The organism is Pseudomonas sp. 21LCFQ02 (assembly GCF_024129895.2).
Lineage (GTDB): Bacteria > Pseudomonadota > Gammaproteobacteria > Pseudomonadales > Pseudomonadaceae > Aquipseudomonas.
Window position 1 is genome coordinate 1,765,980 of sequence record NZ_CM178749.1, and the last position, 25,249, is coordinate 1,791,228.

21 protein-coding genes and 2 pseudogenes are annotated in these 25,249 nt (G+C 61.5%); 7 read left to right on the plus strand and 16 right to left on the minus strand.

All coding sequences use genetic code 11. The annotated features are described in order from the left end of the window. Positions 1-5: 5 nt before the first annotated feature. Both NJC40_RS08230 and NJC40_RS08235 read right to left on the minus strand, forming a co-directional pair. Complete coding sequence (locus NJC40_RS08230; RefSeq protein WP_253140260.1) at positions 6-2,822, minus strand: DUF2339 domain-containing protein; 2,817 nt, start codon at positions 2,820-2,822, stop codon at positions 6-8. A gap of 132 nt (positions 2,823-2,954) precedes the next feature. After that, complete coding sequence (locus NJC40_RS08235) at positions 2,955-5,405, minus strand: glycogen/starch/alpha-glucan phosphorylase (RefSeq protein ID WP_045486423.1); 2,451 nt, start codon at positions 5,403-5,405, stop codon at positions 2,955-2,957. Between the two features lie 400 nt (positions 5,406-5,805). Between NJC40_RS08235 and pip the strand changes: the two genes are divergently transcribed. The 4 genes from pip to mdoH all read left to right on the plus strand — a co-directional run bounded on the left by pip (position 5,806) and on the right by mdoH (position 12,027). Continuing rightward, complete coding sequence (gene pip / locus NJC40_RS08240) at positions 5,806-6,777, plus strand: prolyl aminopeptidase (protein WP_253140261.1); 972 nt, start codon at positions 5,806-5,808, stop codon at positions 6,775-6,777. A 61-nt stretch (positions 6,778-6,838) separates the two neighbouring features. Continuing rightward, positions 6,839-7,276, plus strand: coding sequence for a D-aminoacyl-tRNA deacylase (gene dtd, locus NJC40_RS08245; protein ID WP_253140262.1), 438 nt, complete (start codon positions 6,839-6,841; stop codon positions 7,274-7,276). 259 nt (positions 7,277-7,535) lie between these two features. After that, positions 7,536-9,452 carry a glucan biosynthesis protein G gene (locus NJC40_RS08250; protein ID WP_269451205.1) on the plus strand — a complete coding sequence of 639 codons (1,917 nt, stop codon included), beginning with the start codon at positions 7,536-7,538 and terminating at the stop codon, positions 9,450-9,452. Continuing rightward, the gene (gene mdoH, locus NJC40_RS08255) at positions 9,445-12,027 is read left to right on the plus strand and encodes a glucans biosynthesis glucosyltransferase MdoH (RefSeq protein WP_045486435.1); all 2,583 of its coding nucleotides are present in this window, start codon (positions 9,445-9,447) and stop codon (positions 12,025-12,027) included. Before NJC40_RS08250 ends, mdoH begins: the two co-directional genes overlap by 8 nt. A 317-nt stretch (positions 12,028-12,344) precedes the next feature. Here the strand turns inward: mdoH and NJC40_RS08260 are convergent, their stop codons facing one another. From NJC40_RS08260 to ubiE, 13 genes and pseudogenes are all read right to left on the minus strand, one after another. Then, positions 12,345-13,217 carry a methyl-accepting chemotaxis protein gene (locus NJC40_RS08260; RefSeq protein WP_373568464.1) on the minus strand — a complete coding sequence of 291 codons (873 nt, stop codon included), beginning with the start codon at positions 13,215-13,217 and terminating at the stop codon, positions 12,345-12,347. Between the two features lie 33 nt (positions 13,218-13,250). Beyond that, positions 13,251-14,285: pseudogene (locus NJC40_RS08265) on the minus strand (methyl-accepting chemotaxis protein); the annotation flags it as partial. Positions 14,286-14,438: 153 nt separating this feature from the next. Further along, positions 14,439-15,302, minus strand: a complete 864-nt coding sequence (locus NJC40_RS08270; protein WP_492180557.1) for a methyl-accepting chemotaxis protein — start codon at positions 15,300-15,302, stop codon at positions 14,439-14,441. 39 nt (positions 15,303-15,341) lie between these two features. Next, a pseudogene (locus NJC40_RS08275) lies at positions 15,342-16,355 on the minus strand (methyl-accepting chemotaxis protein); the annotation flags it as partial. A 102-nt stretch (positions 16,356-16,457) separates the two neighbouring features. Next, the gene (locus tag NJC40_RS08280) at positions 16,458-17,165 is read right to left on the minus strand and encodes a 16S rRNA (uracil(1498)-N(3))-methyltransferase (protein WP_045486442.1); all 708 of its coding nucleotides are present in this window, start codon (positions 17,163-17,165) and stop codon (positions 16,458-16,460) included. After that, a complete protein-coding gene (tatC, locus tag NJC40_RS08285) occupies positions 17,162-17,947 on the minus strand; it encodes a twin-arginine translocase subunit TatC (RefSeq protein ID WP_045486444.1) in 786 nt (261 codons plus the stop codon). Before tatC ends, NJC40_RS08280 begins: the two co-directional genes overlap by 4 nt. Further along, on the minus strand, positions 17,944-18,405 hold the full coding sequence (gene tatB / locus NJC40_RS08290) for a Sec-independent protein translocase protein TatB (RefSeq protein ID WP_253140265.1): 462 nt from the start codon (positions 18,403-18,405) through the stop codon (positions 17,944-17,946). Before tatB ends, tatC begins: the two co-directional genes overlap by 4 nt. 3 nt (positions 18,406-18,408) lie before the next feature. After that, a complete protein-coding gene (locus NJC40_RS08295) occupies positions 18,409-18,687 on the minus strand; it encodes a twin-arginine translocase TatA/TatE family subunit (RefSeq protein WP_045486450.1) in 279 nt (92 codons plus the stop codon). A 40-nt stretch (positions 18,688-18,727) separates the two neighbouring features. Further along, positions 18,728-19,060 (minus strand): phosphoribosyl-ATP diphosphatase, encoded by a 333-nt coding sequence (locus NJC40_RS08300; protein ID WP_045486453.1) that lies wholly within the window; start codon positions 19,058-19,060, stop codon positions 18,728-18,730. Positions 19,061-19,062: 2 nt separating this feature from the next. Then, positions 19,063-19,455, minus strand: coding sequence for a phosphoribosyl-AMP cyclohydrolase (gene hisI / locus NJC40_RS08305; protein WP_045486456.1), 393 nt, complete (start codon positions 19,453-19,455; stop codon positions 19,063-19,065). 67 nt (positions 19,456-19,522) lie between these two features. Next, positions 19,523-21,142, minus strand: coding sequence for a ubiquinone biosynthesis regulatory protein kinase UbiB (ubiB, locus tag NJC40_RS08310; protein WP_045486459.1), 1,620 nt, complete (start codon positions 21,140-21,142; stop codon positions 19,523-19,525). Continuing rightward, complete coding sequence (locus NJC40_RS08315) at positions 21,139-21,768, minus strand: ubiquinone biosynthesis accessory factor UbiJ (protein WP_045486462.1); 630 nt, start codon at positions 21,766-21,768, stop codon at positions 21,139-21,141. Before NJC40_RS08315 ends, ubiB begins: the two co-directional genes overlap by 4 nt. Then, the gene (ubiE, locus tag NJC40_RS08320; RefSeq protein WP_045486465.1) at positions 21,768-22,538 is read right to left on the minus strand and encodes a bifunctional demethylmenaquinone methyltransferase/2-methoxy-6-polyprenyl-1,4-benzoquinol methylase UbiE; all 771 of its coding nucleotides are present in this window, start codon (positions 22,536-22,538) and stop codon (positions 21,768-21,770) included. Before ubiE ends, NJC40_RS08315 begins: the two co-directional genes overlap by 1 nt. 132 nt (positions 22,539-22,670) lie before the next feature. Here ubiE and NJC40_RS08325 point away from each other — a divergent pair, with 132 nt between their 5' ends. The 3 genes from NJC40_RS08325 (at position 22,671) to NJC40_RS08335 (ending at position 24,449) form a co-directional block, all read left to right on the plus strand. Beyond that, positions 22,671-22,949 carry a polyhydroxyalkanoic acid system family protein gene (locus NJC40_RS08325; protein ID WP_045486468.1) on the plus strand — a complete coding sequence of 93 codons (279 nt, stop codon included), beginning with the start codon at positions 22,671-22,673 and terminating at the stop codon, positions 22,947-22,949. Positions 22,950-23,112: 163 nt separating this feature from the next. After that, positions 23,113-23,592, plus strand: coding sequence for a phasin family protein (locus NJC40_RS08330; RefSeq protein ID WP_253112212.1), 480 nt, complete (start codon positions 23,113-23,115; stop codon positions 23,590-23,592). Between the two features lie 11 nt (positions 23,593-23,603). Next, positions 23,604-24,449 carry a phasin family protein gene (locus NJC40_RS08335; RefSeq protein ID WP_253140266.1) on the plus strand — a complete coding sequence of 282 codons (846 nt, stop codon included), beginning with the start codon at positions 23,604-23,606 and terminating at the stop codon, positions 24,447-24,449. 175 nt (positions 24,450-24,624) lie between these two features. Here the strand turns inward: NJC40_RS08335 and NJC40_RS08340 are convergent, their stop codons facing one another. After that, on the minus strand, positions 24,625-25,239 hold the full coding sequence (locus NJC40_RS08340) for a TetR/AcrR family transcriptional regulator (protein ID WP_045486475.1): 615 nt from the start codon (positions 25,237-25,239) through the stop codon (positions 24,625-24,627). Between the last annotated feature and the right edge of the window lie 10 nt (positions 25,240-25,249).

Below are 25,249 nucleotides of genomic sequence, written 5' to 3' on the forward strand. Positions count from 1 at the left end.
GTTCCTCACGGTTTTGCCGGGTCTTGCAGGGGGTGATGACCGGGCTCGTCGCCGATTTTTATGACAGAAGATTTCGGCGGTAGTGGTGCGAAATATCCCACTACCAATAGCAATATGCCAACACCTATGAACGAAACAATCCGCTCCAGCGAGCCGCGATCGCTCAGTTCGACAAAGAATAGCTTGATCACCACCAGGCCAATCAGCGCTGCGCCGGCCAGCCATACCTCGCGGCGTGCCTTGAGGTGTCCGCCGATCATCAAGGCCAGGGCCATCAGGGTCCAGACGATCGACAGGCCTGCCTGCACACGCATGGAATCCAGCAAGGCAGCGGTATCCCAGGCCACATCGCTCCAGTGGTGGCCGGTGCGCATCACCATCGCCGTGAGCAGGGCGAATAACGAGCTGCCAGCGACCAGTGCTGCCAATTGGCTCGACCTGGCCGGGGCGATGCCAAACGCCGGCAGGTGTCTGTGCAGCCACAGCACGATGCCGCCGCAGGCCAGTAACAGACCGATCTCCAGCGGGTTGAGTAGCGGAATGTATGGCAGGGGCGCGGCGCTGCCATCACTGAGCGCATTGGCCAGCCAGAACCACAGCAGCATCAGCGCTGCCAATGGCGCGCCAGCCCATTGACGGTAGGCGCGCGGCCGCTCGGCCACAGGCCACGGCCAGTTGCGCTGCGCCGCCATGGCCCAGAGATACAGGCTCGGCAACAGCGCCCAGCCCAGCCAGCGCCAGGCATTGCGTTGCTCGGCCAGTTGCAGCAGCAGGTAGCGCAGTTCCATGGCCAATACGCCCAATATCACCCAACAGCCCAAGGCATGGGCGCCATCCTGTACCCAGTCGGGCAACTGATCGGCCAGACGACGCAGGCTCAGCAGGTGCACGGCAATGACCACGAGCCAGGCGAACCAGCCACCATGGTCGGCCGGATGGTAGTCATTGGCCAACGCGCCGAGCAGCAGCAGGGCGCTGACCGGCATCAAGGCGCAGCACAGCAAGGCCAGCCCCGGCCAGCGCAGGCGGGCAGACACTAGCGTCCAGAGCAGCACGCTGACGGCTGCGGCCAGCAGCAGCCAGGTCAGTTGCCAGGTTTGGGGGGCAAAACGCAGCACCGCCGTGCCCAGTGAACACGCCCACCAAGCGCCGCTCCAGGTCAGCAATACAATGCCCAGGGTCAGCGGGTCGATCCGCAACGCAGTGCGCAGATGCCAGGCGCACCTGGCACTGCTCAAGCCGGCCAGGGCGAGCAGCATCGGGGTCCAGAAATCCAGGCTGGCCGCCGCTTGCAGCAGGTAGCTGTCACTGAGTTGGGCGCTGAACACCAGGCCGGCGGCCAGTTGCAGCAACAAACCAAAGCCGCGGGCCAGCAACCGCTGCTGGCGCAGGCCCAGCCAGAATACTGCCGCGCCTTCGATTGCCCAGGCGGCGGTCGTCCATTGCGCATCCAGGCCCAGCGGGATCGCCAGCGTGGCAAACACCACGCCCAGGGCCAGGCAGGCTTCCAGCAACAACCGGGTTTGCCCGGTGGCGCGACTGGCCAGCAGGCGGGCGATGCCCATGTACACCAGACCCAGCACCAGCGCGCTGAAGGCTGCGCCGAACTGCAGGTGTTCAACGATTGCGTATTGCAGGCCAAAGCCGACCAGCGGTGTGCCGAACAGCAGGCTGCCATCGACGTAGTCACTTTGCCGGGCAGCCCAGCGCAGCTGTGCTGCGGAGCTGTCATGCGCAGTTGGCTGCGGCGCTTGTAACAGTTTGCGTCGGGCAAATAGCAAGCCGATGGCCAGGTACATCAAGAAGAACAGCACCAGGAACGGCTCGGTGCTCCAGAACAGGGCAGGGGTGTATGTGTTGAGCCCCCAGGCAAATCCGATGCCGAAGGTGCCGATGAAGCCGATCAGGTTCAGCAGTCGCCAGGCCTTGAACCAGGCAATGGCAAAAATACCGGTATTGAGCAGGGCAAAGTAACTGAACAGCGCCACATGGCTGCCTTGCCCGGTTGATGCCAGCAAGGGCGCGGCAAAACCGCCGAGGGTTGCGGCGCAGGCCAGCGCCAGCGAGTCCTGGGCCACCGCCAGAATCGCCGAGCAGGCCATGATGATTACCAGCAGGGCGAACCCTAGGGTCGGGTCCAGCAGCGGATGCAGTTTCATTGCTGCGAACACCGTCAGGTACAACACGGCGACCCCGGTGCCTTGCAGCATCAGGGCAAATCCCGGATTACGGCCGCGCAGCCACCAGCCCAGGCCCAGCAAGGCCAGGGCGCTGCCCGCGACCCCGGCATAGCGCGCCTCGATCGGCACCACCATGCCTTCGGTGGCATAGCGCAACAGAAAGGCCAGGCCAAGAAACAACAGCACCACCCCGACCCGCAACACGGTATTGCCGCCAAGCAGCCAGTCGCGCGCTGCGCCCAAAGCCCGTTCGAACAGGTTTGGAGCATGCTGGCCAGGCTGCCAGGCATCGGCTTGCGGGGTGGTTTGCGCCGCCATGGGCGGTAGTTCCCAGACCAGCTCGGGTTCTGGCTGGGGATCGGCTTGTGGCGGCGGGCTCGGAACAGGGGTGGCAGCAGCCTGGCCGCTCAGGCCGGCAGCCGCGCTCTGCTCCAGCCGCTGCTGCAGCGTTTGCAGGTCCTTTTGCACCGTATTGAGCAGCTGGGCCTGGGCATCGGTTTGCCGGCCCAGTTCACGCAAGCGCAAACCTTGCCAGACCAGCCAGCCAAGCAGTGCACCGAAGGCCGTGCCGGCTTCAGAGTCTGGATAACTGAGGAGGTAGCCCAGCGCCGCTGCGCCGAAGACCAGAACGAACCATGGCACGTGATGACATCCTTTTCGGCCGGTTTAACAGCAACAAGGGTAAGTATATTGGCCGGTTGGACACATCAAGAAAGGAAAAATTTCGGGGGCGCTGCAAGTGGCCGTGGGGGCGGGCGCCCCCACGGCAAACGGTCAGTCCAGTGCCTTCCAGATCTCGGTGGCGTATTCACGAATGGTCCGGTCCGAAGAGAACCAGCCCATGCGTGCGGTGTTGAGCACCGCCGAGCGCCACCACTTCTTCGAGTCGTGCCAGGTTTCTTCGACCTTGAGCTGGGCATTCCAGTAAGAGTCGAAGTCGGCGCAGACCAGGAAGCGGTCATAGGCCAGCAGTTGATCGACCAGGCCGACGTAGCGGTTCGGGTCATCGGGTGAGAAGACTCCGCCGCGAATCGCTTGCAGCACATCACCCAGGCGTGGCGAGGCTGTCACGTCAGGATGGGCACTGAAGTCGCCGCTGCGCTTGCGTGATTCAACCTGCTGCGAACTCATGCCGAAAATGAACATGTGCTCCAGGCCGACCTGTTCGCTCATCTCCACGTTGGCGCCGTCCAGGGTGCCGATGGTCAGTGCGCCGTTGAGGCCGAATTTCATGTTGCTGGTGCCCGAAGCTTCCAGGCCGGCGGTGGAGATCTGCTCCGACAGGTCGGCCGCCGGGATGATGCTTTCGGCCAGGCTGACGTTGTAGTTGGGCAGGAACACCACCTTGAGCAGACCGCGCACGGTCGGGTCGTTGTTCACAGTACGGGCGATGTCGTTGGTCAGCTTGATGATCAGCTTGGCCGAGTGATAGCTGGCCGCTGCCTTGCCGGCGAAGATCTTTACCCGCGGTACCCAGTCAGTACCGGGTTCGGCGCGGATTGCCTGGTACAGCGCCACGGTGTGGAACAGGTTGAGCAATTGGCGCTTGTACTCGTGGATCCGTTTGACCTGAACGTCGAACATCGCCGCCGGGTTGACGGCAATGCCCAGCCGATCCTGGATGATCGCCGCCAGGGCGCGTTTGTTATGCAGGCGCTGGTCAGCGAACTGCTTGCGCAGCGAGCTTTTCTCGGCAAACGGCTCAAGGTCGATCAGCCGGGTTTCAGCGTTGTCCAGCACGTCCTCGCCCAGGGTCTCGACCAGAATCCGGGTCAGGCGTGGGTTGGACTGGAACAGCCAGCGGCGGAAGGTGATGCCGTTGGTTTTGTTGTTGATGCGCTCGGGGTACAGCTTGTGCAAGTCGGCGAACACGGTTTTGCGCATCAATTGGGTGTGCAACGCCGAAACGCCGTTGATGCTGTGCGAGCCGAGGAACGCCAGGTTGCCCATGCGTACCCGGCGGCCATTGTCTTCTTCGATCAACGAGACGGCGCGCAGCACGTCGAAATCATGGATGCCTTTGGCGCGCAGGTCGTCGATGTGCTGGGCGTTGATCAGGTAGATGATCTGCATGTGGCGCGGCAGCATGCGCTCCATCAGGCCTACTGACCAGGTTTCCAGTGCTTCAGGCAGCAAGGTGTGGTTGGTGTAGGACAGGGTGTTGACGGTGATCTTCCAGGCCTGGTCCCAGGCGATGCCGTGGGTGTCGATCAACTGGCGCATCAGCTCGGCCACCGCGATGGACGGGTGGGTGTCGTTCATCTGGATCGACGCATGATCGGCCAGGTCGGTCAGCGTGGCGTGCATGTTCAGGTGGCGGCGCAGCAGGTCTTGCAGCGACGCCGAAACGAAGAAGTACTCCTGACGCAGGCGCAATTCCTGGCCCGCTTCAGTGGCATCGTTCGGGTACAGCACGCGGGAAATACTCTCGGCACGCACCACCTCGGCTACCGCGCCAAAGTGATCGCCGGCATTGAAACGCTCCAGGTGCAGGTCTTCCATGGCCCGGGCGCGCCACAGGCGCAAGGTGTTGACGCTGGCGCCGCGCCAGCCGACCACCGGGGTGTCGTAGGCAATCGCGCGCACGGTTTCGCCGGGCCGCCAGACCTGATGGGTTTCACCATCCTCGCCCGGTACGGTTTCGACGTAGCCGCCGAAGCCGACAGGGTAGACCACTTCAGGGCGCTCGAACTCCCAGGGGTTACCGAAGTCCAGCCAGTTTTCGGTCTGCTCCTGTTGCCAGCCATCGACCACGGCCTGACGGAACAGGCCGTGTTCGTAGCGGATGCCGTAGCCATGCCCGGCAATGCCGAGGGTCGACATGCTCTCCATGAAGCAGGCGGCCAAACGGCCCAGGCCGCCATTGCCCAGCGCGGCATCCGGTTCGAGCAGACGAATACGCTCGATGTCCACACCCAGTTCGGTCAGCGCCTCGCGGGCCACTTCCAGCAGACCCAGATTGCTCAGGCTGTCGTAAAGCAGGCGGCCGATCAGGAACTCCAGCGACAGGTAATACACCCGTTTCTGAACCTTGCGGTAGATCTGCCGGGTATGGTCCATCCAGTGTTCGACCATATGGTCGCGGGCAGCCAGGGCTACCGCTTCGAACCAGTCATGCTCAAACGCATGGTCAGGGTCCTTGCCCACTGCATAGGTGAGTTTGGCGAGAACAGCGGCGCGGAATGCGGCCACTTCAGCGTCGCGAACAAGTGGTTCCTGAGACATCTTTACGACCTCAAGCTATCAGACGAGTGAAGGTTCAACGGCCCCGCTAAGAACGGCCTGCGTTGCCATCGCTGCGTTAAAAACAGGCTCACACTGCTCATTTACACCCCGTAAACTCCGCTTGCTCGCCTGTTTTTGCCTTGCGCTGGCTGTCTCGCTCACGTTTTTAGAGACGCCCTCAAGTTATTTGACTGTAGGCGTGTCGCCGGTTATTTCCTGAAAAAATCGCAATCAATAAAAAACCGCATGGGGTCTCTGACCGGAGCTGCGCGCTCTGGTTCGCACGCTTGGCGTTCAGAAACGGACGATCATCAACGTGCAGCATGCTGATGACTCGTTTCGGGTTTATGATGACCTCGGCAGTATTGATGACGCCCTCGAACCGGAACATGGAGCCGCTATGCAGACTTTGTACCCACAGATCAAACCTTACGCCCGGCATGATCTGGCCGTGGAAGATCCGCATGTGCTCTATGTCGATGAAAGTGGTTCGCCCGAGGGGCTGCCGGTGGTGTTCATTCATGGCGGGCCGGGGGCTGGCTGCGATGCGGCAAGCCGCTGTTATTTCGACCCGACCCTGTACCGCATTATCACTTTTGACCAGCGCGGCTGTGGCCGCTCGACGCCGCACGCGAGCCTGGAAAACAACACCACCGCGCATCTGATCGAAGACCTGGAGCGCATTCGCCTGCATTTGGGGATCGAAAAATGGGTGCTGTTCGGCGGCTCATGGGGCTCGACCCTGGCCCTGGCCTATGCCCAGGCGCACCCCGAAAGCGTGCACGCGTTGATCCTGCGTGGCATATTTTTGTGCCGCCCGCAGGAGATTCAGTGGTTTTACCAGTCCGGTGCCAGCCGGCTGTTCCCCGACTACTGGCAGGATTACCTGGCCCCGATCCCGGTCGAAGAGCGGCATGACCTGTTGGGCGCCTATTACAAACGCCTGACCGGCAGCGACCAGATCGCCCAGATGCACGCGGCCAAGGCCTGGTCTGGCTGGGAAGGACGCACCGCCACCTTGCGGCCCAATCCGCAGGTGGTCGAGCGCTTCTGCGAGCCGCAGCGGGCGCTGTCGATTGCCCGCATCGAGTCGCACTATTTCGTTAACAATGCGTTTCTGGAAGATAACCAGTTGCTGCGCGACATGCACAAGATTGCCCATCTGCCGGGGATCATCATTCATGGCCGCTACGATGTGATTTGTCCGCTGGACAACGCCTGGGACCTGCATCAGGCCTGGCCGGGCAGTGAACTGCAAATCATCCGCGAGGCCGGCCACGCCGCCGCCGAGCCGGGTATCACTGATGCACTGGTACGGGCCGCGGCGCAGATCGCCCGCCAGTTGCTGGATCTGGCGCCTGAAGAGGCCTGATCTGTCTGGCCGGCCCGGTGTCTGCGGCTCGGCCATCCTCTCTCTGTGTTAAGGATGCTTGATGAAAGGCTTGCTACAGCGCGTGCGTGGCGCGCGTGTTGAAGTAGAGGGTGAAGTGGTCGGGGCTATCGACCAGGGCCTGCTGGTTCTGGTGGGGGTAGAGCCGCAAGACACGCCGGCCAGTGCCGACAAGATGATCCACAAGCTGCTGAACTACCGGGTATTCAGCGATGCCAACGGCAAGATGAACCTGTCTCTGCGCGACGTGCAGGGCGGTCTGTTGCTGGTTTCCCAGTTCACTCTGGCGGCTGATACCCGCAGCGGTTTGCGTCCGGGTTTCTCCAAAGCAGCGCCGCCGGCTCTCGGGGCCGAACTTTTCGACTATCTTCTGCAACAGGCAAAAACGGTTCATCCAAGAGCCGAGTCCGGGCGTTTCGGAGCTGACATGCAAGTTCACCTGACCAACGACGGTCCTGTGACTTTCCTGTTCGAGACCTGAAAAAAGCGCTCAAACGCTGCGTCCTGTATCGATTGGGTAACCAGGCAATAAAAACTTTGTCACACCTGATGCGTTGTGGCGCGCGCTACAGGATAATCGCGCGCTAAGTGGCCATCATTGGTGGCCTGTCGGACGGTCGGGCAAATAAACCTTCGGCAGCGATTTGGGGAATCATTGGCCCCTTTCGCAGTCGGAACAATGCTCGCCAACCGGCACTGGATAGCTGGCCGTTGGTTTTTTCATCTGTTTTCGGCGAGGGTTGCTCGTGATCGTTAGTCCCTGTAATGCTCCAAAAAAACCTGTAACGCGGCTGCGTGGCGCGTTGATGGCTGGCACTGCCATGCTTTGCCTGCTTGGCTCAGGCCAGCTATGGGCATTCAATCTTGATGATGTGGCGGTAAAGGCCAAGGAATTGGCCGGGCAGAAGTTTGAAGCTCCGAAGAGCAACCTGCCGGGCGAGTTCCGTGAGATGAAATTCGCGGACTACCAGAAAATCCGTTTCCGCGAAGACAAGGCCGAGTGGGCGGGCGAAAAGATTCCGTTCAAGCTGTCGTTCTATCATCAGGGCATGCATTTCGACACGCCGGTGAAGATCAACGAAGTCACCGCTACCACGGTCGAGGAGATCAAGTACGATCCTTCGCGGTTCGATTTCGGCGAACTGAAGTTCGACCCCAAGGCGACCGAGAAACTCGGCTACGCCGGTTTTCGCGTGCTGTATCCGATCAACAAGGATGACAAGCTCGACGAAATCATGACCATGCTGGGCGCCAGCTACTTCCGCGTGATCGGCAAGGACCAGGTCTATGGCCTGTCGGCCCGTGGTCTGGCCATCGATACTGCCGTATCGTCCGGCGAAGAATTCCCTCGCTTCAAGGAATACTGGATCGAAAAGCCGGGTGCAGACGACAACCACCTGGTGATCTACGCGCTGCTCGACTCGCCGCGTGCCACCGGTGCCTATCAGTTCATCCTGCGTCCTGGCAGCGGCAGCCGCGTCGACGTCCGCTCGCGGGTGTTCCTGCGCGACAAGGTCACCAAGCTTGGTGTGGCGCCGTTGACCAGCATGTTCCTGTTCGGCACCCATCAGCCGCCGCGCATGTCCAACTACCGTCGTGAGCTGCACGACTCCAGCGGTCTGTCGATCCAGGCAGCCAATGGTGAGTGGGTATGGCGTCCGTTGAATAATCCCAAACACCTCGCTGTGAGCAGTTTCTCGGTGGAAAACCCGCGTGGTTTCGGCCTGCTGCAACGCGGTCGTGACTTCAGCCAGTACGAAGACCTCGACGATCGCTACGACAAGCGTCCAAGTGCCTGGATCGAACCGCGTGGCGACTGGGGCAAGGGCGTGGTCGAGCTGATCGAGATCCCGACTGCCGACGAGACCAACGACAACATTGTGGCGTTCTGGAAGCCTGACACTTTGCCGGCTCCGGGTGAGCCGATGGAGTTCAACTACCGGATCCACTGGACCAAGGATGAAAACGCCATCCACTCGCCAGATCTGGGCTGGGTCAAGCAGACCCTGCGTTCTCTGGGTGATGTGCGTCAGGCCAATCTGATTCGCCAGCCTGACGGCAGCATTGCCTTCCAGGTCGACTTTGTCGGTCCTGTATTGGCTGCGCAGCCAGAAGACAAGACCATTCGCAGCCAGGTGACCACCGATGAAAACACCGAGCTGGTCGAAAACACCCTGCGTTACAACCCGGTCACCAAAGGCTACCGCCTGAGCCTGAGGATCAAGGTCAAGGACGCCAGCCGTCCGGTCGAGATGCGTGCCTACCTGCTGCGTGAAGTTCCAGCAGAGCCAGGCAAGGAGCCAGCGGTGCTGGTGGCCAATGAAGAGAAGAAGGCTGCTGCCAAGTCGCCTGCCAAAGACGCGGTCAAAGACGACAAAGCGGTGGTCAAGGCTGAAGCGGTCAAAGCGGCCGAAGTCGCCAAGGCCGATGCAGGCAAACCTGAAGCGGCCAAGCCTGAAGCAGGCAAGGCCGAGGCCGCCAAGCCTGAGGCTGGCAAGCCTGAAGTGGCCAAGGCTGAAGCAGGTAAAGATGCCGATGCCACCAACAAAGACGCCCAGCAGCCTGCTGCCGAGGCTGCGCCCACCCTTCCAGAACCGGCCAAGACTCTGCAAGTCCTGACCGAGACCTGGAGCTACCAGTTGCCTAGCGATGAGTAATTCCGTTCCAGTGCCAGAGTCGCTCAACGAGTACCTGGCACACCTGCCAATGAGTGACGAGCAGCGCGCCGAACTGGCCGGCTGCACGTCTTTCTCCGAACTGCACCGGCGCCTGTCGGCGCAGCCTGGCAGTGCATCCGACGAGGCCGCCCAGGCCTCGGTGGGCACCCGCCTGGCGTTGTCGACTGCTGACGAACTGCGCGAAGCCGAACTGCTCGATGTCGATGCCAACGGCCGGATCCGCCTCAAGGTGGCGCCGCCGATCAAGCGTACCCGGGTCGTGCCGGAGCCATGGCGCACCAATATTCTGGTGCGTGGCTGGCGGCGGCTGACTGGCAAGACCAATCCGCCCAAGCCGGACTACAGCGATCTGCCGCGGGACTTGCCCAAGTCGCGCTGGCGTACCGTAGGCTCGATTCGTCGCTATATCCTGCTGCTGCTGATGCTCGGCCAGACTGCCGTGGCGGGCTGGTACATGAAGGGCATCCTGCCGTACCAGGGCTGGTCACTGGTGTCGCTGGACGAGATCACCCGCCAGACCTTCGTGCAGACCGCCATGCAGGTGCTGCCGTATGCCTTGCAGACCACCATCCTGCTGATGTTCGGCATTCTGTTCTGCTGGGTGTCGGCCGGTTTCTGGACCGCTCTGATGGGCTTTCTGGAACTGCTGACCGGGCGCGACAAGTACCGGATCTCCGGAGCCAGTGCGGGTAACGAGCCGATTGAACCCGGTGCCCGCACCGCGCTGGTGATGCCGATCTGTAACGAAGACGTACCACGGGTGTTTGCCGGCCTGCGTGCGACCTTCGAGTCGGTGGCTGCCACCGGCGACCTGGATCGCTTCGATTTCTTCGTCCTCAGCGATACCAACGACACCGACATCGCCGTGGCCGAGCAACAGGCCTGGCTTGACGTGTGCCGCGAAACCAATGGCTTCGGCAAGATCTTCTATCGCCGTCGCCGTCGCCGCGTGAAACGCAAGAGCGGTAACCTGGACGACTTCTGCCGCCGTTGGGGCAGCGACTACCGCTACATGGTAGTGCTCGACGCCGACAGCGTGATGAGTGGCGAGTGTCTGACCAGCCTGGTGCGCCTGATGGAAGCCACGCCGGACGCCGGGATTATCCAGACCGCGCCGAAGGCGTCGGGCATGGACACGCTGTACGCGCGTCTGCAACAGTTCGCCACCCGCGTCTACGGCCCGCTGTTCACCGCCGGCCTGCACTTCTGGCAACTGGGTGAATCCCATTACTGGGGACACAATGCGATCATTCGCATGAAGCCGTTCATCGAGCACTGCGCCCTGGCGCCATTGCCCGGTAAAGGTGCGTTCGCCGGTGCGATTCTGTCCCATGACTTCGTTGAAGCAGCGCTGATGCGCCGTGCCGGCTGGGGCGTGTGGATTGCCTATGACCTGCCGGGCAGCTACGAAGAATTGCCGCCCAACCTGCTCGACGAGCTCAAGCGTGATCGACGCTGGTGTCACGGCAACCTGATGAACTTCCGCCTGTTTCTGGTCAAGGGGATGCACCCGGTCCACCGTGCGGTGTTCCTCACCGGGGTGATGTCGTACCTGTCAGCGCCGTTGTGGTTTCTGTTTCTGGTGCTGTCCACCGCGCTGCTGGCGGTCAACACCCTGATGGAGCCGACCTACTTCCTGGAGCCGCGCCAGCTGTACCCGTTGTGGCCACAGTGGCACCCGGAAAAAGCCATCGCCCTGTTCTCGACGACCATTGTGCTGCTGTTCCTGCCCAAGCTGCTCAGTGTGATCCTGATCTGGGCTCAGGGCGCCAAGTCGTTCGGTGGCAAGTTCAAGGTCACGGTGTCGATGTTCGTCGAGATGCTGTTCTCGATGCTGCTGGCACCGGTGCGCATGCTGTTTCATACCCGCTTCGTACTGGCCGCGTTCCTCGGCTGGGCAGCGACCTGGAACTCACCGCAGCGTGACGACGACTCCACACCATGGTCCGAGGCCATCAAGCGTCACGGTCCGCAGACCCTGTTGGGGGTGTTGTGGACCGCTCTGGTGGCCTGGCTGAACCCGAGCTTTCTGTGGTGGCTGGCGCCTATCGTGGTGTCGCTGATGCTGTCGATTCCCGTCTCGGTGATTTCCAGCCGTACCGGCCTGGGCCTGAAGGCGCGTGACGAGAAGCTGTTCCTGATTCCTGAGGAGTACGACACGCCACAGGAACTGATCTCCACTGATCAGTACACCCACGAGAACCGCTGGCATGCCCTTAATGACGGCTTCGTTCGGGCCGTGGTCGATCCGCAGCAGAACGCCCTGGCCTGTGCCATGGCCACCTCACGACACCGTGAGGCTGCGCCTATCGAGGCCTTGCGCGTCGAGCGGGTGGAGCAGGCGTTGCAGGCCGGGCCAGAGAAGCTTGGTAATCATGAGCGGTTGATGCTGCTCAGTGACCCGGTCGCTCTGTCGCGCCTGCACGAGCAAGTGTGGAGCCAGCGTCATCCTGAGTGGCTGGCGGCCTGGCACGCGTCCATCGACGCCGACCCGCATGCGCCGTTGTTGCCGTTGCAACCGGTCAGGCCTGAACCGGTACCGGTGCCGGCCTGATACACGACGCCGCACATTTGCTGTGAATGTAATGCCGCCTTCACGAGCAAGCTCGTTCCCACTGTATTTCAGATCAGGATTGGGTGGGAGCGACCTTGGTCGCGAAGACGGCGGCAAAGTCGCAGCAGATGCTGTGACTTTACCGGCTTCTTCGCGGGCAGAGTCCCCCTCCCACTGGGTCCGCAGTGCTTATCTGAACAGTAAGCGGCTAAAGCGGATCGTCGTTCGGCCGCTCCTACCGGGTATCCCTTCCCGATCAATGGTTTGTGATCTTGTTTGATAAGGGCGTCAGTCGCCTGCCGGCCAGCCTTGCATAATCAAACCTTGAAACGGCTCACCAGTTCCTTGAGCCGGGTGCCCAGCCGCGCCAGTTCAATGCTCGAGGAGGCCGTCTGTTCGCTGGCCGTGGCGGTCTGCTCCGAGATCTCGCGCACATTAACCACGCTGCGGTTGATCTGTTCGGCCACTGCACTCTGCTGCTCACTGGCGGTGGCGATCTGGCGGTTCATGTCCTGGATGCCGGTGACGGTGCGGGTGATTTGCTCAAGCGCAGCGCCCGCCCGGCGGCTCAGTTCGACGCTTTGCTCGGTCAGGCTGCGGCTGTTGTCCAGGGTGCTGACCACCTGCTGCGTGCCGCTTTGCAGGGCGGCGATCAACTCTTCGATTTCTTCGGTGGACTGTTGGGTGCGTTGCGCCAGGCTTCGAACTTCGTCGGCCACCACAGCAAACCCGCGTCCTGCTTCGCCGGCACGAGCGGCCTCGATAGCGGCGTTGAGGGCGAGCAGGTTGGTCTGCTGTGACACCGACTTGATCACATCCAGAACGCCAGCAATCTTGTCACTCTCCTGGCGCAGGCGATTCATTGCCTGGGTGGAGTTGAGCATTTCCTGGGACAGCTGCTCTATCTGGCCGATGGCTTCGCCCACCACCCGATCGCCATCGCGGGCTTGCTGGTCAGCCTGAACCGCCGCGTTCGAGGCCTGTTGGGCGCTGCTGGCCACTTCCAGTACGGTGGCGGCCATCTGGTTGATGGCGGTGGCGACCTGGTCGGTTTCGGTCTTCTGGCTGTTGACCCCGGCGCTGGTCTGCTCAGTGACTGCCGACAGTTGCTCGGCGGCGCTGGACAGTTGGTTGACGCCATCGCCGATGCCGCTGAGCAGCCCGCGCAGGTTCTCGGTCATGTCTTGCATGCTGCGTTGCAACTGGCCCAGCTCATCATTGCGCTCAACGATCAGATTGCGGCTCAGGTCACCCTGGGCGATACGCCCGGCGGCCGCCAGGGTCTGGCGCAACGGCACGATGATCTGCCGGGTCATCACCCAGGCTGCCAGCAATCCCATACCCATTGCCAGCACGGTGACCCCGGTAAGAGCGGTGCGCGAGCGGCTGGCCTGATCATCGCGCTGTGCGCCTTGCTGGCTGATGAGCTCGGCCACCGATTCGAGCATCTGGTCGCCGAGGCTTTCCATGGCCTCCTGACTTTGCTCGACCCCCGCCTGCGCATCGCGAAAACGCCCCAGTTGTTCCTTGTACTGTTGCAGCGCTTCTGCAGCTGGCTTGAGCGCTTGCAGATTGTCGTCGGCTTGCTCGCGGGCAATCTCCTGGACCTCCTTGAGCGCTTCGTCGATGGCCATTACGGCGGCGTGTTCATCTTCCTGTTTGGCGCTGAAGGTGTAGGCCTGGACCTGAAAGCGGGCCAGCTGGATCTGCTGCTTGAGCTGCGCCAGGTTGGTGAACTCCTCCAGACGCTCGGCGTTGTCCTGTTCCTGGCTCAGTGACTTGAGCACCTCGGTTTCCACCTGGCCAACAGCGGTGACGGCCTGCGCCGACTGCTGCACCAGCTTCTGGCTGGTCTGGTCGCGCATCTGACGTTGCAGGCTCAGTTCGGCGAAGGTCTTCTCCAGGCTGGCGATGATCCGGCTTTGTGCCGTCAGCAGGTCAAGACTCTGCGGGCTTTCGACCTCCTTGCGCAGCACGCCCAGATGGCTTTCCAGTTCGTTGAGGCGGTTCTCAACGCGAGCGGCGCTCTGTGGGGTGCTTTCTTCACGGAAGATGATCCGCTCGGCACGCAGGTCCTTGGTCAGGTTGCTGAGCTGGCCGATGGACGAGATCGCCTCGGACCGTTCGATCATGTTGTCCAGGCCGTGCCAGCCGGTGAGGGTGATGGCCAGGGTCAAGGCCAGGACCAGGCCGAAACCCAGGGTGAGTTTGACTCTGACGCTCAGGTTGTCGAGCGTGCGGTTGATCAATGCAAACATCGGGAAGCTCCTGCGCTATTGAATGCGTCATGAGCGCATCGGCAGGAGTCGGGGAGAGTCGACCTGAACCGGTCGTAGGACATTTCTGAACGGTTGCAGAGGGTGATGCAGTTATCACAAGCGCGGCCTGCCGCGCTTGTGATACGGGGCACGTCAGACGATAAAGCGGCTGACCAGAGTCTGCAGATGGTTGCCCAGACGGGCCAGTTCGACGCTGGAAGCGGCGGTTTCTTCGCTGGCGGCCGAGGTCTGCTGGGAAATATCGCTGACGTTGATCACGCTGCGATTGATCTCATCGGCGGTGGCGCTCTGCTGTTCTGCGGCGGCGGCGATCTGCTGGTTCATCGACTGGATGGCCGAGACCGTACGGGTGATGCTTTCCAGCGAAACCCCTGCGCGGCGGGTCAGCTCCACGCTGCTGCCGGTCAGGCTCAGACCGCTGTCGATGATGCTCGACACCTGCGCAGTACCGTTTTGCAGGCTGGCAATCAGCGCTTCAATTTCTTCGGTGGACTTCTGGGTGCGTTGCGCCAGGCTGCGCACCTCATCGGCCACCACGGCAAAGCCGCGCCCGGCCTCGCCCGCCCGCGCCGCTTCAATGGCGGCGTTGAGGGCCAGCAGGTTGGTTTGTTCGGCCACCGACTTGATCACGTCCAGGACGCTGCCGATCTTGTCGCTTTCCTGCTTGAGGTCACTCATCGCCTGAGTCGAGTTGCCCATGGCCGAGGCCAGGCGTTCGATTTGTTGAATCGCCTCGTTGACCACCTTGTCGCCTTCGCGTGCCTGCAGGTCAGCCGCCTTGGCCGCTTCGGAGGCTTCTTCGGCGTTGCGCGCCACTTCTTGTACCGTTGCGGTCATCTCGTGCATGGCCGTCGCCACCTGGTCGGTTTCGACCTTCTGGCTGTTGACCCCGGCGCTGGTCTGCTCGGTCACTGCGGACAGCTCTTCGGCGGCGCTGGCAATCTGGGTCACACCGTCACGGATACCGCCGACCAGATCACGCAGGTTGAGGGTCATGCGCTGGATGCTGGCTTGCAGTTTGCCGAGTTCGTCGCCACGATCGATTTTCAGGTCATGGCTCAGATCGCCGGAGGCGACACGCTCGACCACCTTGAGAGTGTCCTCAAGTGGTTTGGTGATTTGCCGGGTGATGATCCAGGCGGCCAGAATGCTGAGCAGCACCGCCACCAGAGTTGCCAGGCTGATCGTCACCAGCGCCTTTTGACTTTCCGCATCGCGGCTGGCTTTCTGGTTCTGAATCAGTTCATCACTGGTTTTGACCAGCGTCTCGCCCAGTGGCGTCATCCGCTCAAGCGCTGCGTTGGCTGCGCCATGTGCATCGCGGTACTCACCGACAGCGGCGCGGTAGCCTTTGAGGCCTTCCTGTGCCGCTTGCAGGGTGGGCAGGAACGATGCAGGAATGTCGCCAGCCAGGCTATTGATACCGACCATGGCCTCATCAATGGCCGCGTTGGCGTTCTTTTCGAATTCGGCCCGTCCGCTATAGGTATAACCACGTACTTGGAAACGCGCCTGCTGCAGCAGCTTGCTGACCCCGACAATATTGTTGAAGGCCAGAATATCGTCGCCCTTGAGCAACTCGGCTTCGAGTTTGCCAATTTCGGCCACGGCTTTATCGGCACTGTCGCCCATCAAACTACGCGTACCTTCACGGGTCGTAATGGCACGGCTCATGTCTGTGAACGCCTGGCGATAATCACTGGCGGCCTTGATCTGGGTCTCCAGGCGGCGGTGATTTTCTGGCGTCCTGATCATGCTCTTGGCGACCAGCAATCCTGCATCGAGTCGGTCCAGGGCATCGCTGACATTTTTCGCCGCTTCAGGGCTGACCCTGGCTTCATATTGCTGACGCAGGATGCGCAGTTCGAGGGTCTGCTGGTTGACGTCATTGATTGCGGCAACCCGATCGCTGCGGGCGATCAGGGACTGGATGCTGCTCCAGCCGACGCTGCTGATTGCCAGTGCCATCAATACAACCAGACTAAACCCTATAGTCAGCTTCAGGCGAACACTGGCGTTAGCGAGACTTTCAGTAAACCAGCGAGGCATGGCGGCTCCTTGTAGGATGTATCAACGCGAAACGTCCTACTGCATCGGCCTGTGTTGTTAAAACTGAAGCGTTCAGTCAGCAAAATGACAGTTGGCAGCGTCTTAAAACAGGCGCGCCAGCAAAGCCGTCACGGCGGTCTCGACGCGCAGGATACGCTCGCCCAGTTGCACCGGTTGCAGGCCGGCCTTGCCCAGCAGTTCGACTTCGTAAGGAATCCAGCCGCCTTCGGGGCCTATAGCCAGTGTGACCGGCCCGCTCACAGCCCGCGGGCAGGCGGGGAAGTCGCCGGGGTGACCGGTCAGGCCCAGGGTGTCTTGCGCAATCGCGGGCAGGCGGTCTTCGACAAACGGCTTGAAGCGCTTTTCGATCAACACCTCAGGCAGAACGCTGTCGCGGGCCTGTTCCAGACCGAGAATCAGATTCTCGCGGATGCTCGCCGGTTGCAGGAACGGTGTCTGCCAGAAACTCTTCTCTACCCGGTAGCTGTTGACCAGAATCAGCCGTGGCACACCCATGGTGGCCACGGTCTGGAACACCCGACGGAGCATTTTCGGTCGTGGCACGGCCAGTATCAGGGTCAGCGGCAGCTTGGCCGGTGGTGCGCTGTGCAGGCTCACCTGCAGCTCGGCTTCACGCGGCTCCAGGCGCAGCACCTCGGCCTGGCCCAGCAGGCCGTCAATGCGGCCGACCCGCAGGGTGTCGCCGACCTCGACGCGCTGCACCTCCTGCATATGCCGCAGGCGGCGATCACGCAGGATCACCCGGTCGGCCGCGATAAAGTCGGCCTCCTCAAGCAACAGCAGGTTCACGACAGCGGTGCTGGCGGCTGATCGGGCTTGGGATCCTCAGGGTGTTCGCCGCGCTTGCTGATCATGCCGCTGCACAGCACGCCGAGCTCGAACAGCAGCCACATCGGCACGGCCAGCAAGGTCTGGGAGAAGATGTCCGGTGGGGTCAGGATCATACCGACCACGAAGCAGCCGATGATCACGTACGGGCGAATCTTCTTCAGGTACGCCACATCGACCACGCCAATCCACACCAGCAGCACTACGGCCACCGGAATCTCGAAGGCCACGCCGAAGGCGAAGAACAGGGTCATGACAAAATCCAGATAACTGGCGATGTCAGTCATCATCGACACGCCTTCAGGTGTCACGCTGGCGAAGAAGTGGAAAATCAGCGGGAACACCAGGAAGTAGGCGAACGCCATGCCGGCATAGAACAGGATAATGCTGGAAACCAGCAGCGGAACCGCAATGCGCTTTTCATGCTTGTACAGGCCCGGCGCAATGAAGCCCCACACCTGATGCAGGATGATCGGCATCGAGGCGAACAGGGCAACCATCATGGTCAGCTTGAACGGCGTCAGGAACGGCGAGGCCACATCAGTGGCGATCATCGTCGCGCCTTCGGGCAAGTAGGCGCGCAGCGGGGCCGAAACCAGGGTGTAGATCTTCTGGGCGAAATAGAACAGGCAGGCGAACACCAGAAACACGGCCGCCACGCAACGCAGCAGGCGGGTCCGCAGTTCGGTCAGGTGCGAGACCAGCGGCATCGGCTGGTCGTTTTCCGGGATTTCAGCGCTCATGGGGCTCGCGGCGGCAATGACGAATCAGAAGGGCTGGCCGGTTGGGCGACGGGCACGGCAGTGACCAGCGGTTTTGGCTGTTTTTCCAGGCTCAGACGCGGCTTTTCCGGGGCGTTGGCCACGGCCGGCTGCTGTTGTGGTTCAGGTTGCAGCTCGATGGGCTGCGGGTCCGGTTCGGCGGCCGAGGCATCACGGTTCAGAACCTCTTCCTGCAATGGCGAGAAGATCTTGCGGGCCTCTTCTTCCAGCGACAGGATGTGCTCGTTATGCAGTTGTCGACGGATTTCGTCGGCACCGATCTCGCGCTCCACTTCCTGCTTGATGGCGTTGAAGCTGCGCCGCAGGCGCCCGATCCATAGGCCGGCGGTGCGTGCGGCACCTGGCAGACGCTCGGGGCCGAGCACCAGCAGGGCAACCAGGCCGACCAGCAGCAGTTCGGAAAAGCTGATACCGAACATGAATCAGACCTGGTCCTTGCGCTGCGGCTCTGGAACCCTTTGGGCCTGGGCATCAATGGTGTGCGGCTGGGTCGGCTGAGCCGGTTGTGGCGCGGCCTGAGACTGCTGCGGCTGGGCCGTTGCATCGGGTGCAGCCTGTTTTTCGTCGTCGTTCATGGCTTTGCGAAAGCCCTTGATCGATTCGCCGACGTCAGTGCCGAGGTTTTTCAGCTTCTTGGTGCCGAACACCAGGACGACGACGATCAGAATGACGAGCCAGTGTTTCCAGTCAAAAATACCCATTACAGCAATCCTCTTGAAGTTTCAGGCGTGCGCCCAGGCCTTAACCTTGCGTGCGCGCAGCTTTTTCCGCGTGGCCGGACAGCCCGAAACGGCGATCCAGTTCGTCGAGCACGGCCTGCGGATGCTGACCCAGGGCCGCCAGCATGACCATGCTGTGGAACCACAGATCGGCGGTTTCATAAATGACATCGCTGCAGTCACCGCTGACAGCGGCGTCCTTGGCAGCGATGATGGTTTCGACCGACTCTTCGCCAACTTTCTCCAGGATCTTGTTCAGACCCTTGTGATACAGGCTGGCGACATAGGAGCTGTCAGCAGCCGCGCCTTTGCGCGACTCCAGTACTTCGGCCAGACGGGCCAGGGTGTCGGTCATGTTCAGTGTCCTGAGTGGTAGATGGCGTCCGGGTCCTTGAGGACCGGATCGACGGTCTTCCAGTCGCCGTTTTCGAATACGCGGTAGAAGCAGCTTTGCCGGCCAGTGTGGCAGGCAATACCGCCCAGTTGCTCGACCATCAGGATAATGACGTCGGCATCGCAGTCCAGACGCAGCTCGTGCAACTTCTGCACATGGCCCGATTCCTCGCCCTTGCGCCACAGTTTGCCACGCGAACGTGACCAGTATATGGCACGGTTTTCGGCGGCCGTCAGCGCCAGCGATTCGCGGTTCATCCAGGCCATCATCAATACCCGACCGGTCTTGTGGTCCTGAGCGATTGCAGGCACCAGACCGTCGCTGTTCCAGTGAATCTCGTCCAGCCAGTCTTTCATAACTTCTCCGCTGCCGGGGGTCGCTGCCCGGCGGATTGAACAGTGTGCCAGCGCCACGCGCTGCTGGCTATCGACGAACGATCAGATACAGTCCTGCGGCCAGCATGATGCCTGCCGGTATGCCGGTCAGCCCCGGCAGCGCAGTCCCCGCGGCGGTCAGCGCCCAACTCTGGATCGCACCGCCGGTCAGCAGTGCCGCGCCGAGCAGGCGCAGGGCACGGCTGTCGCCGCGCTCACGGCCCGGTGGCGGTGGATCGTTGGCATGCGGCCTGGACAGGCGCTCCAGCAGGTCGCGGGTCATGCCGGCGATGTGTGGCAACTGCTCGACCTGCGATTGCAGGTTGCCCAACAGGGTTTTGGGGCTGACCCGCTCGCGCATCCAGCGCTCAAGGAACGGCTGGGCAGTGCTCCACAGGTCCAGGTCCGGGTACAGCTGGCGGCCCAGGCCTTCGATGTTCAACAGGGTTTTCTGCAGCAGCACCAGTTGCGGCTGCACTTCCATGTTGAAGCGCCGTGCGGTCTGGAACAGACGCATCAGCACCTGACCGAACGAGATGTCCTTGAGTGGTTTTTCGAAGATCGGTTCGCAAACGGTACGGATCGCGGCCTCGAATTCATTGAGTTTGGTCTCTGCCGGTACCCAGCCTGAATCGATGTGCAGTTGTGCGACGCGGCGATAGTCGCGCTTGAAGAAGGCGAACAGGTTGCGCGCCAGATAGTCCTGGTCTTCCGGGGTCAGGCTGCCGACGATGCCGCAGTCGATGGCGATGTATTGCGGGCTCCAGGGGGTGACGGTGCTGACGAAGATATTACCGGGGTGCATGTCGGCATGGAAGAAACTGTCGCGGAATACCTGAGTGAAGAAGATCTCCACGCCGCGTTCGGCGAGCATCTTCATGTCGGTGCGCTGATCGGCCAGGGTCGCCAGGTCGGTAACCTGAATGCCGTAGATGCGCTCCATCACCAGTACTTTCGGGCGGCACCAGTCCCAGTACACCTGCGGCACATAAAGCAGTTGCGAGCCTTCGAAGTTGCGCCGCAACTGACTGGCGTTGGCCGCTTCGCGTAGCAGGTCGAGTTCGTCGTAAATGGTTTTTTCGTAATCGTTGACCACTTGCACCGGGTGCAGCAGGCGCGCGTCGGCCGATACCCGTTCGGCAACACGGGCGAGCAGGAACAGCCAGGCCATGTCTTGGGTGATGACCGGCTTCAGGCCCGGGCGCACGACCTTGACCACCACTTCTTCGCCACTTTTCAGGCGTGCAGCATGCACCTGGGCGACCGAGGCCGAGGCCAGCGGTTCGACATCGAAGCGGCTGAACACTTCGCTGATCCGCGCGCCGAGTTGCTCTTCGATGAGCTGGACCGACAGCTTCGGGTCGAACGGCGGGACCCGGTCCTGAAGCAGCATCAGTTCGTCGGCAATGTCTTCGGGCAGCAGGTCGCGGCGGGTCGAGAGCAGCTGGCCGAACTTGATGAAAATCGGCCCGAGATCCTGCAGGGCAAGGCGCAGACGTTCGCCCCGGCTCAAGGGCGAGGGTTTGCGCGGCAACCAGCGCCATGGCAGGACGAAGCGTACTGCCAGCAGCCACCAGGGCAGCGGCAGGCCAAACAACAGGTCATCGAGGCGGTAGCGGATTACGACACGCTGGATGCGCAACAGGCGGCGGACGGCAAGCAACTTCATGCGTTATCGCTATCGCTGGGGGTCAATGATTGAGAGAGACGGGCTACCCGTACTTCAAGACGTTCCAGATCAAGCTTGATCCGGTCCAGTTCATTGAAGTGCGCTTCGGCTTCATGCTTGCCGACCAGGGTACGTGATTCTTCACTCAGGTAATCGGCCAGATTCTGGCCCAGGCTTGCCAGGCTACTGCGGGTCCAGCGGGCGCGGCTGCGCAGCTGGCTGCCCAGTACCTGGCTGGCGACCGGTCCGAGCCAGCGTGACAGCTCGTACTCCCAGTCCAGTTCCAGGTCCTGAAGAATGCCGGCCAGCTCCAGCAGGATGCCGCTGTCGCCATCAAGCTCGACATTCGGGCCATGCAGCACGGCGCTCTTGTCCTGGCTCAAGGCCAGGCGCAACAGGCTCGCGGCCGGGGCGCGCAAGGTGCAGTCGGCGGGCGCCGCCCATTGCGAGGCCAGCAGCAAACCTTGGTCGCTTGGCAGAATGAACAGTTGCAGCGCCGGGTCGCGGCAGTCCACGGCAATCACCGTGCCGCTCAGCGCACCCAGGCGTGGCAACGCGGTGCTGTCCATGCGCAGCACCCGGTTGATGCCGTGTTCGGCACTGGCCAGCAAGCCTCGCAGCAGCATCAGGGCTTGATGCCCCGGTGCAGGGCAACGACCCCGGAAGTCATGTTGTGATAGGTCACGCGGTCGAAACCGGCGTCGACCATCATCGACTTGAGGGTTTCCTGATCGGGGTGCATGCGGATCGACTCGGCCAGATAGCGGTAGCTTTCCGAATCATTGGTCACCAGCTTGCCCATAACCGGCATGAACGCGAAGGAATAGGCGTCGTAGGCCTTGGACATCAGCTTGTTGGTCGGTTTGGAGAACTCCAGGACCAACAGACGACCGCCAGGTTTGAGCACGCGCAGCATTGAACGCAGTGCATCTTCCTTGCGGGTCACGTTGCGCAGGCCGAAGGCAATGGTCACGCAATCGAAGTGATTATCCGGAAACGGCAGCTTCTCGGCGTCAGCCTGGACGAACTCGATATTGCCCGACACGCCTTTGTCCAGCAGGCGATCACGGCCTACCTTGAGCATCGAGGCATTGATGTCGGCCAGCACCACCTGACCGGTGGGGCCGACCAGCTGCGAGAACTTGCGCGCCAGATCGCCGGTACCGCCGGCGATATCCAGCACCCGGTTGCCCGGACGCACACCGGACAGCTCGATGGTGAAGCGCTTCCACAGCCTGTGCATGCCGCCGGACAGCAGGTCGTTCATCAGGTCGTACTTGGCGGCCACCGAGTGGAAAACCTCAGCGACTTTTTCAGCCTTCTGGCTTTGCGGCACGTTCTGGTAGCCGAAATGGGTGGTGGGTTCGGCATCGCTGTCTTTGCGCTGATCGGTCATATCGCTGTCACCGGAATAGAATGCGCTCCATTCTAATCATCACGACTGACTTTGTCTTGACGGGGCGCATGGCCGACATGCTGCGCTGCTATAGTGGCGCGACAACTGGCCCCGCAAACAAGGAACATTGGTATGTCGAAGATTCTTGTCGAACGCTCCCACGCCCTGGGCCTGGAACAGGCCCGCACCAAGGCCGAGCACCTGGTGCAAAAAATCAGCAGCAAGTACGGCCTGGAGCACAAATGGGACGGCGACAGCGTGGCCCTGCATGGCAAGGGTGCCAAAGGCCGCCTCGACGTCGGTGAAGAACTGGTGCGCATTGTCATCGAGCTGAGCTTTTTCCTGTCGCCGATGAGCGGCGCGATCCAGAGCGAGATCGAACGCATCCTCGACCGCGAACTCGCCGCTTGAGAACAGCCCGTAGGAGCAGCTTTAGCAGCGAAGGCTTCGCAGCTAAAGCTGCTCCTACCTGCTTGTGGCGGCTTCTAGGGTGTGCTTTCTAATTTTTCTGCCTACCTTGAACCTCATATTTGCGAAGGATGTTCTCTTCAACCATTCGAGCGTGAGGTGAACCATGGTCAAGGCCACTCTGAAAAAGAAAGTCGAAATCGAAACCGAGCAGGACAGCACGCTTGCCGAAGTGCGGCGCTACGCCCGCAAGATCTGGCTGGCGGGCCTGGGGGCCTATACCAAGGCCAACCAGGAAGGCTCCGAGTACGTCAAGGAGCTGATCCGCACCGGTGAGCGTGCCGAAAAGGACGCCAAGAAGGTGGTCGACGAGAAAATCGACGCCGCCAACAGCGAGATCGATTCGCTCAAAGGCGAGGTTTCTGGCGTCAAAGGCCGCGTCGAGGCGCAACTGGACAAGATCGAAAGTGCGTTCGATCGTCGCGTCGCCAGAGGCCTGAATCGTATCGGCATCCCCTCCCGGCATGACGTCGAGACACTGTCTGCTAAGCTCGATGAACTGACGGCATTGCTGGAACGTGTCGGGCCCAAAAAGCTTGAGCGCCATGAGCCTAAACAGCTGGAGCGTATCGAGTCGGATCACTGAAGGAGAGCGGGATGGCTGGCAAGAAAAAAACCGAGAAACAAAGCAGCTCCTGGATCGGCGAGATCGAGAAGTACTCACGCCAGATCTGGCTGGCTGGTTTGGGGGCTTACTCCAAGGTCAGCAATGACGGCAGTAAGCTTTTCGAAACATTGGTCAAAGATGGCGAGAAGGCCGAGCAAGAGAGCAAGGTCGACGCCGACAAGAAGCTTGAAGAGGTTAAAAGCGGGGTCAGGGCCGGAAAATCCCGTGTCGGGGATGTGAAGGACCTGGCGCTGGGCAAGTGGAGTGAACTGGAGGGTGCATTCGACAAGCGCCTCAACAGTGCCATTTCACGCCTGGGCGTACCGAGCCGGTTGGAGGTGCAGACCTTGCACGACAAGGTCGATCAGCTGACCCGCCAGATTGAGCAACTGACCGGTGACAAGGTCAAGGCGATCTCTGCCGCCAAGCCTGCCCCGCGTAGCACGGCCAAGCCATTGGTCAAGGCGGCGGCCAGCACTGTAGCCAAGGCGGCAGACAAGGTCGCCAGCAAGGCCACTGCCGCTAAACCCGCGGTGAAAAAGGCCGCGGCCAAGCCGGTCGAGGCGGCCAGCAAAGCCGCTTCGAGCACCGCCAGCAAAGCCAGGTCGGTTGCCGAGTCAGCGGATAAGCCGGCTGACAAGAAACCGTCAGCTGCCAAGCCTGCGGCAGCCAAGAAGCCTGCGGCAGCGAAAAAACCGGCCGCACGCAAGCCGGCAGCCAAGGCCGCTGACAAACCTGCCGCGCAACCAGAGAGCGGCTCCAGTGGCGCAGCAGCGCCTCAGGCTTCGGGGGCTGCGGCGCCCAACGCCCCGGCACCGGCCAATCCGTCTTCCTGACGATCACGGCCTTGTGCTGATCAGTTAAGGCTGGCGAGATTTGTGGGAGCGAGCTTGCTCGCTCCCACAGGGTAGCGGCAAGGCAGTGAAACCTACCTGCCTTGCTTGTCCTGCCTTGACGGTGCGGCATTACGGCCATGGCCCGATTTGCCGTGACAGATCGGGCATGCCTGGCTCAGCGCTCCAGATAATGCAGTGCCAGTTGTTCGACGCTTTGCCGTGATACCGGTACCAGGTGCGGCGCGACCAGCATCATGATCTGGTAGACCACGACCCGGACTTCGCCGTCGCGTCCGAGAATGCGTTGGTAATCCAGTGAAAACAGCAGGGTCAGGGTGATCTGCTCCACCAGGTTACCCAGTGCCTGGGTTTCGCTGACCAACTGCCCCTCTGACTTTAGACGGGCCAGCAACGATGCCAGGGTGCGTTTGAGTGCGTTGAGCAGATGGCGGATACCACGCCCCAGCTTGGGCAGCCGGCCTGCCAGGTTGGACAGGTCCTGGAACAGAAAACGGTAATGCGCCAGACGCTCAACGATCAGGTGCAGAAACAGCCAGTAGTCTTCGGCGCCCAGCCTTGCCTCGGCGGGCGGATCGAGCAGCGGGGCAAGTTCGCCCTGGAATCGCTCGAACAGGCCAAGCACCAGCGGCTCCTTGCCATGAAAGTGGTAATACAGATTGCCAGGGCTGATCCCCAGCTCATTGGCGATTTCCAGCGTCGAGACATTGGGTTCGCCTTGTTGGTTGAACAGCTCCAGAGCACATTCGAGGATTCGGTCGCGGGTTTTCATCCGGTCTTCT

Coding starts and splice junctions, on each gene's coding strand:
- NJC40_RS08300 (WP_045486453.1), bottom strand. CDS start 19,060: ATGACCGACACCCTGGCCCGTCTGGCCGAAGTACTGGAGTCGCGCAAA.
- NJC40_RS08330 (WP_253112212.1), top strand. CDS start 23,113: ATGGTCAAGGCCACTCTGAAAAAGAAAGTCGAAATCGAAACCGAGCAG.
- ubiB (WP_045486459.1), bottom strand. CDS start 21,142: ATGAAGTTGCTTGCCGTCCGCCGCCTGTTGCGCATCCAGCGTGTCGTA.
- NJC40_RS08315 (WP_045486462.1), bottom strand. CDS start 21,768: ATGCTGCTGCGAGGCTTGCTGGCCAGTGCCGAACACGGCATCAACCGG.
- pip (WP_253140261.1), top strand. CDS start 5,806: ATGCAGACTTTGTACCCACAGATCAAACCTTACGCCCGGCATGATCTG.
- NJC40_RS08340 (WP_045486475.1), bottom strand. CDS start 25,239: ATGAAAACCCGCGACCGAATCCTCGAATGTGCTCTGGAGCTGTTCAAC.
- NJC40_RS08335 (WP_253140266.1), top strand. CDS start 23,604: ATGGCTGGCAAGAAAAAAACCGAGAAACAAAGCAGCTCCTGGATCGGC.
- NJC40_RS08295 (WP_045486450.1), bottom strand. CDS start 18,687: ATGGGTATTTTTGACTGGAAACACTGGCTCGTCATTCTGATCGTCGTC.
- NJC40_RS08260 (WP_373568464.1), bottom strand. CDS start 13,217: ATGCAAGACATGACCGAGAACCTGCGCGGGCTGCTCAGCGGCATCGGC.
- NJC40_RS08325 (WP_045486468.1), top strand. CDS start 22,671: ATGTCGAAGATTCTTGTCGAACGCTCCCACGCCCTGGGCCTGGAACAG.
- tatC (WP_045486444.1), bottom strand. CDS start 17,947: ATGAGCGCTGAAATCCCGGAAAACGACCAGCCGATGCCGCTGGTCTCG.
- tatB (WP_253140265.1), bottom strand. CDS start 18,405: ATGTTCGGTATCAGCTTTTCCGAACTGCTGCTGGTCGGCCTGGTTGCC.
- dtd (WP_253140262.1), top strand. CDS start 6,839: ATGAAAGGCTTGCTACAGCGCGTGCGTGGCGCGCGTGTTGAAGTAGAG.
- ubiE (WP_045486465.1), bottom strand. CDS start 22,538: ATGACCGATCAGCGCAAAGACAGCGATGCCGAACCCACCACCCATTTC.
- hisI (WP_045486456.1), bottom strand. CDS start 19,455: ATGAAAGACTGGCTGGACGAGATTCACTGGAACAGCGACGGTCTGGTG.
- NJC40_RS08235 (WP_045486423.1), bottom strand. CDS start 5,405: ATGTCTCAGGAACCACTTGTTCGCGACGCTGAAGTGGCCGCATTCCGC.
- NJC40_RS08270 (WP_492180557.1), bottom strand. CDS start 15,302: ATGACCCTCAACCTGCGTGATCTGGTCGGCGGTATCCGTGACGGTGTG.
- mdoH (WP_045486435.1), top strand. CDS start 9,445: ATGAGTAATTCCGTTCCAGTGCCAGAGTCGCTCAACGAGTACCTGGCA.